Source organism: Kitasatospora sp. NPDC058406 (assembly GCF_042722765.1).
Classification (GTDB): Bacteria; Actinomycetota; Actinomycetes; order Streptomycetales; family Streptomycetaceae; genus Kitasatospora.
Window position 1 is genome coordinate 1 of the sequence record NZ_JBHXKE010000377.1, and the last position, 6,150, is coordinate 6,150.

The 6,150-nt window shown below is 76.1% G+C and carries 5 protein-coding genes; 3 read left to right on the plus strand and 2 right to left on the minus strand.

What is annotated here, in order from left to right; all coding sequences use genetic code 11:
• Window positions 1-530, minus strand: a 530-nt coding sequence (locus ACFWOG_RS38860) for a PfkB family carbohydrate kinase (protein ID WP_380364288.1), incomplete at its 3' end; no start/stop codon positions are given.
• Between the two features lie 362 nt (window positions 531-892).
• On the opposite strand from ACFWOG_RS38860, the gene ACFWOG_RS38865 reads away from it, so the two are divergent.
• Window positions 893-1,960 (plus strand): NUDIX domain-containing protein, encoded by a 1,068-nt coding sequence (locus ACFWOG_RS38865; RefSeq protein ID WP_329949306.1) that lies wholly within the window; start codon window positions 893-895, stop codon window positions 1,958-1,960.
• 153 nt (window positions 1,961-2,113) lie between these two features.
• The gene (locus ACFWOG_RS38870; RefSeq protein WP_380364291.1) at window positions 2,114-2,911 is read left to right on the plus strand and encodes a DUF4184 family protein; all 798 of its coding nucleotides are present in this window, start codon (window positions 2,114-2,116) and stop codon (window positions 2,909-2,911) included.
• 168 nt (window positions 2,912-3,079) lie between these two features.
• Here ACFWOG_RS38870 and ACFWOG_RS38875 read toward each other — a convergent pair whose 3' ends face one another.
• Window positions 3,080-4,447, minus strand: coding sequence for a dipeptidase (locus ACFWOG_RS38875; RefSeq protein WP_380364293.1), 1,368 nt, complete (start codon window positions 4,445-4,447; stop codon window positions 3,080-3,082).
• A 280-nt stretch (window positions 4,448-4,727) separates the two neighbouring features.
• Between ACFWOG_RS38875 and ACFWOG_RS38880 the strand changes: the two genes are divergently transcribed.
• Complete coding sequence (locus ACFWOG_RS38880) at window positions 4,728-6,080, plus strand: geranylgeranyl reductase family protein (RefSeq protein WP_380364295.1); 1,353 nt, start codon at window positions 4,728-4,730, stop codon at window positions 6,078-6,080.
• The last annotated feature ends 70 nt before the right edge of the window (window positions 6,081-6,150 follow it).

Here is a 6,150-nt window from a genome sequence, read left to right on the forward strand (position 1 = left end):
CCGCCGACCGGGGCGGCGTTGTGGATCCAGCGGGGGCCGCCGTCGCGAAGGACGGCCGCGGTGGCCAGGATGCACTCCTCGGGGACCTCGCCGCTGGTGAGGACGACGTCGGCCGGGGTGAGGGCGAGCGAGGCGAGCGCCTCGGTCACCTCGGCGCCGGTGAGCCGGGCGTTGGCACCGGGGACCACCAGGATGCTGTTCTCGCCGGACGGGTCGACCATGACGACGGCCTGTCCGGTGGGGGCGTCCGTGTCGACGAGCACGGCGCCGATGTCGACGCCCGCCCCGCGCAGGTCGGCCAGGGCGGCGCGGCCGTCGGCGTCCGCACCGACCTTGGCGACCAGATGGGTGGGTGCGCCCATGGCGGCGGCGGCCACGGCCTGGTTGGCGCCCTTGCCCCCGAAGCCCTGGGCCGAGTCGGTCACCAGGACGGTCTCGCCGGGCGCGGGCAGGGCGGGGCAGCGGAGGATCCGGTCGACGTTGACGGAACCGACGGCCACGACGCGGCCGGGTGCGGTGGGTGCGGTCACCGTTCATCTCTATGCGGTCGGGCGGCGGGAGGCAACCGACGGGCGGGGAACCGGTGCGGCTTTCCCGTGCGTCTGTGGCAGGGCGCACGGGGTGCGGAGGGGGCGCGTGGAAGGATGTCGGACGCCGGTGGTCCGGGGTACGCACTCCGGCGTGTCGCGGGTTGTACGGGCGTCGCGGCCAGGCCGCTGGCCTGGGCACATGCCTCTGTCATCCGGTGCGGCCGGCGGCCGCGAGCAGGGCGGTCGGGGAGGCATGGGGACCGGCGCGGCGGGGGTACCACCTCGGGTGGCGCTGGTTCGGCTGACGGGGGCGCCGCCCGGTGCGAACGGCGCCGGGGGAGGTCGAGGGGCAGGGGACGTTTGTGATCGTCTGGGTCAATGGCACGTTCGGGGCGGGCAAGTCGAGTGCCTGCCGCGAGTTGGTGGAACTGCTGCCCGGCAGCACGCTGTTCGATCCCGAGCTGATCGGGTTCGGGCTGCGCGCGATGCTGCCGGCCGACCGGATGGCGGCGGTGTCCGACTTCCAGGACCTGCCGGCCTGGCGCCGGCTGGTGCCCGAGACGGCCGCCGCACTGCTCGGCGAGGTGGGCGGGCCGCTGGTGGTCCCGATGACGTTGCTCCGGGAGGACTACCGGGACGAGATCTTCGGTTCGCTGGCCTCGAACGGCATCACGGTGCACCATCTCGTTCTCGATCCTGAAGAAACGATCCTGCGCGAACGCATAGCGCAGCGTGAGGAGTGCCCGGACGATCCGGAGCGCAGCGCGCGGATCCGGCAGTGGTGCCTGGACCATCTGCCCCGCTACCGCGCCGCCCGCCGCTGGCTCGGCCGGGACGCGCGGCTCGTCGACACCGCGGGCCTCACCCCGCGCGAGACCGCCGTCCGGCTCGCCCAGCTGGTCCGGGACGGGTCCGCCCGCTGCCCGATCGTCCAGAGTCCCGACCCCACCGGGGACACCGTCGCGGCCGCGGTCCTGCTCTTCGACGAACAGGACCGGGTACTGCTGGTCGATCCGGTGTACAAGCCGGACTGGGAGTTTCCCGGCGGAGTGGTCGAACGCGGCGAGGCGCCGACCGACGCCGCCCTCCGGGAGACGGCCGAGGAGCTCGGCCTGCGGCTCGACCCGTCGGTGCTGCGGCTGCTGGCCGTCGACTGGGAGCCGCGGACCGGGCCGCGCCGGGGCGGGCTGCGCCTGGTCTACGACGGCGGGCTGCTGGACGCCGCCGGCCGGCAGGGGCTGCTGCTCCAGCAGGAGGAACTGCGCGGCTGGCGGTTCGTCAGCCTGGAGGAGGCCGCCGGGCTGCTGCCGCCGGGGCGCTACCGGCGGCTGGCCGCCGCGCTGGACGCCAGGCGGTGCGGGGAGCTGCGGTACCTGGAGGCCGGGCGCCGGGCCGGGGTGGGGCTGGCCAGGACGGCCGACGCGGCGTAGGCCGTCCGTCGTCGGTCGGCCGTCCACCGCAGGCGGCCGAGCGGTTGGGCCGCGGCGTGGCGGCGGGCGGTTTCTGCGCGTGGGGCGGGCGAGGCCGGTGTGGCATGTGCCGATGACGGCACGACGGCGGTCGGGCGGCGGCAGGATGAGGGCATGCCCTTCACACTGAGTCACCCGGCCGCCGTGCTGCCCCTGCTGCGGGCGGCGGGGGAGCGCGGGCCGCTGGTCGCGTCGGCCCTGGTCGCCGGGTCGCTGGCGCCGGACGTGCCGTTCTTCGCCGAGTCGCTGCTGCCGGGGGTGTACCGGCACGGCCGGCTGACCCACCGCTGGTGGGCGGTACCGACCGTGGACGTCGCGGTCGCGGCCGTGCTGGTGGCCGGCTGGCACGGGCTGCTGCGCGGGCCGCTCGTCGGGCTGCTCCCGGAGCGGTGGGCGGGCCCGGCCGAGGCGCTGACGGTCCGCCGGAGCCGGCGGGCGGACCTGGAACCCCGGGTCGTGAGCGGGTCGGACGCCGCCTGGTTCGCGGCCTCGGCGGCGCTCGGCGCGGCCAGTCACGTGGGGTGGGACGCCTTCACCCACGGGGGCCGGCTCGGTGCCCGGCTGGTACCGGCACTGGAGCGGCCGGTCGCCGGTGGGCCGCCTCTGTACACGGTGCTGCAGTACGGCACGTCGGTCCCGGCGCTGGCAGCGGTGGCGGGGTACGCGGTGCGTGCGGCCCGGGCGGCGGAGCCGGTCGCGCCGGCGGTCGTGCTGACGGACCGGGTCCGGCGCTCCGCCGTCGTGGGGCTCGGCGCGGCGACGGCGGCCGGGGTGGTGCACCGGCTCGTGCCGCTGCGGCGTCGGGTGATCCCGGAGGTGTGCTTCGGGGCGGGCGCCGGGCTGGCGGTCGGTGCGGTGGGGTACGCGCTGGTCCGGGCCGCGGTGGCCGGGGTCCGGACGGCGCGCGGGTAGTGCCGGGGCGGCGTGTGAGCCGGGGCAGGGGCGCGCGGGCCCGGCGTGCACGGCGGCACCCGAGGTGTTCGTCCGGCGTGGGACGGACGGGCCGCGCCGTCGTGGTGGACGGCGCGGCCCGGTAGTGCACCGGTGGTGACCCGGGGGCTGCCCCGCGGTGGCTCCTCGTCAGACGGATCGCAGCTCGGCGTAGCGGCGCAGGAAGAGCGCCTCGGCGAGCGCCATCCGCTCCAGCTCCAGCGGGTCGACGCTCTCGTTGACCGCGTGGATCTGGGTGGTGGGCTCCTCGACGCCGATCAGCACGATCTCCGCCTCCGGGTAGAGCGTGCGCAGGGTGTTGCAGAGCGGGATCGAGCCGCCCTCGCCGGAGGTGACCATCGGGGTCCCGAAGGCCTCGGCCATCGCCTCGCCCATCGCCTCGTACGCCGGGCCGGAGGTGTCGGCGCTGAACGGCGCGCCGTTGCCCTGGCGCTCGACGGTGACCCGGGCGCCGAACGGCACCTGGGCCTCCAGGTGGGCGACCAGCGCCTCCTGGGCGGCGGCCGTGTCGGTGCCCGGCGGGACGCGCAGGCTGACGGACGCCTTGGCGGAGGCCTGAACGGAGGAGGTGGCGCCGATCACCGGCGGGGCGTCGATGCCGAGGACGGTGACCGCCGGGCGGGCCCAGAGCCGGTCGGCGACGGTGCCGGTACCGGTGAGCGCGACGCCGTCCAGCACCTTGGCGTCCGCGCGGAACTGCTCGTCCGGGTACTGCACGCCGTGCCAGGTCTGGCCGCCGGTCAGGCCGGCGACCGCCACGTCGCCGTGCTCGTCGTGCAGCGAGGCGAGCACCTTGACCAGGGCCTGCAGCGCGTCCGGGGCGGCGCCGCCGAACGCGCCGGAGTGCAGGTTGCCGGCCAGGGTGCGGACGGAGACGTCCACCACGGTCATGCCGCGCAGCGAGGCGGTGACGGTGGGCAGTCCGGCGGCGAAGTTGCCGGTGTCGCCGATGACGACGACATCGGCGGCGAGCAGTTCGGGGTGCGCCTCGGCGTAGCGCTCCAGACCGCCGGTGCCCTGCTCCTCCGAGCCCTCGACGATGATCTTCAGCCCGACGGGGTACCCGCCGTCCACCTGGCGCAGCGCCCGAAGGGCCGTCAGGTGCATCAGGATGTTGCCCTTGCAGTCGGCCGCGCCGCGTCCGTACCAGCGGCCGTCACGCTCGGTCAGCTCGAACGCCGGGCTGATCCAGGCGTCCTCGTCGAGCGGCGGCTGGACGTCGTAGTGCGAGTAGAGCAGGACGGTCGGCGCGCCGGCCGGGCCGGGAAGCTCGGCGTAGACGGACCGGGTCCCGTCGGGGGTGTCCAGCAGCCGGACGCCGGTCAGGCCCTCGGCCGCGAACGCCTCGGCGACCCAGTGGGCGGCCTTGTCGCACTCCTCGACAGGGAACTGACGGGGGTCGGCGACGGACGGGAAGGCGACCAGGTCGGCGAGGTCGGTCCGGGCGCGGTCCATCAGGGACCGGACGGCGTCGGCCAGGCGCTGCTGCTGCGGCATCGTGATGCTCCGGGTAGGGCTGGTCCGTCCGAGGGATGGTGCGGGCGAACGTCGTTGACGGGGGGTAGCGCCGATCATAGGCGGACACGAACGGTCGCCCGGCCGGGGGCGGCCGGCGGCGGCACCGGGCACGGCACCGGGCACGGCACCGGCCGGGGACGGGGTTCGGCGGGCACGGGGCGGCACGGGCGGCGTCGAGCGGTGCGGCGGGGGATTCGGCCGCGCGTTCGGGGCGGTGCGGCCGACACCGGGGAGGTCGGCCGCACTAGGATTGCTGTCCGTGACTGACTCCGGAAGCCCTGATTCTCGTAGCCCGCACAATGCCAGTAGCCCGCACGACACCAGTGGCCCGCAGGCCGAGCGAGGCCCGCTCGACGCCGACGCCCCGGCCGAGGCCGCGTTCGAGGTCGAGGCCGAGGCCGACGCCGTGGTCGGCGCCGAGGCCGACGGGCCCGGCCGGCTGGACGGCGTCTGGGACGTCGTCGTCGTCGGTGCCGGGCCGGCCGGCTCCTCGGCCGCGTACGCCGCCGCGGCCCAGGGCCGGCGGGTGCTGTTGCTCGACAAGGCCGAGCACCCCCGGTACAAGACCTGCGGCGGGGGCATCATCGGCCCCTCCCGGGACAGCCTCCCCCCGGACTTCGAGCTCCCGCTCCAGGACCGGGTGCACGCCGTCACCTTCGCGTACCGCGGCCGGTTCGCCCGCACCCGGCGTTCGAAGCGGATGCTGTTCGGGCTCGTCAACCGGGACGAGTTCGACCTGCGCCTGGTCCAGGCGGCCAAGCAGGCGGGCGCCGTGCTGGTCACCGGAGTGACCGTCACCGGGGTGGAGCAGCGCGGCGGCGAGCACCGGACGGCGCTGGTCACCGCCGCCGACGGGCGCACCTTCGAGGCCCGCGCCGTGGTCGGGGCGGACGGCAGCGCGAGCCGGATCGGCCGGCACGTGGGTGTCTCCTTCGACCAGATCGACCTCGGGCTGGAGGCGGAGATCCCCGTCCCGCCGGAGGTCGCGGCCGACTGGGCGGGCCGGATCCACCTCGACTGGGGCCCGCTGCCGGGAAGCTACGGCTGGGTGTTCCCGAAGACCGAGTCGGGCAGCCTGACCGTCGGGGTGATCTCGGCACGCGGTGACGGCGAGCGGACCAAGCAGTACCTCGCCGCCTACATCCGCCGGCTGGGGCTGGCGGGCTTCCCGCCGAGCGTGGAGTCCGGCCACCTGACCCGCTGCCGGGCCGAGGACTCGCCGCTCTCGCGCGGCCGGGTCCTGGTGGCCGGTGACGCGGCCGGGCTGCTGGAGCCGTGGACCCGCGAGGGCATCTCGTACGCGCTGCGTTCGGGCCGGCTGGCCGGGGAGTGGGCGGTGAAGGTGGCCGAGGCGGGCAACGCGGGCGAGGTGCGGCGCGAGGCGCTGAACTACGCGTTCGCGATCAAGGCGGGCCTGGGCGTGGAGATGCGGGCGGGGAAGCAGATGCTGAACGCGTTCGAGCACCGGCCGTACCTGTTCCACGCGGCGGTCTGCCTGGTCGACCCGGCCTGGCGGGCCTTCGCCCGGACCACGCAGGGGCACACCACGTTCGCCCAGGTGCTCCGGGACTACCGGGCGGCCCGGCGACTGGCGGCACTGGCCTCGCGCTGAGGACCGGCGGTGACGCTCCCCCCGGGGGGGGTTCCCCCGGGGAGCGTCGGCCGTGGCCGGGTGCTACATG

Coding starts and splice junctions, on each gene's coding strand:
- ACFWOG_RS38870 (WP_380364291.1), top strand. CDS start 2,114: ATGCCCTTCACACTGAGTCACCCGGCCGCCGTGCTGCCCCTGCTGCGG.
- ACFWOG_RS38875 (WP_380364293.1), bottom strand. CDS start 4,447: ATGCCGCAGCAGCAGCGCCTGGCCGACGCCGTCCGGTCCCTGATGGAC.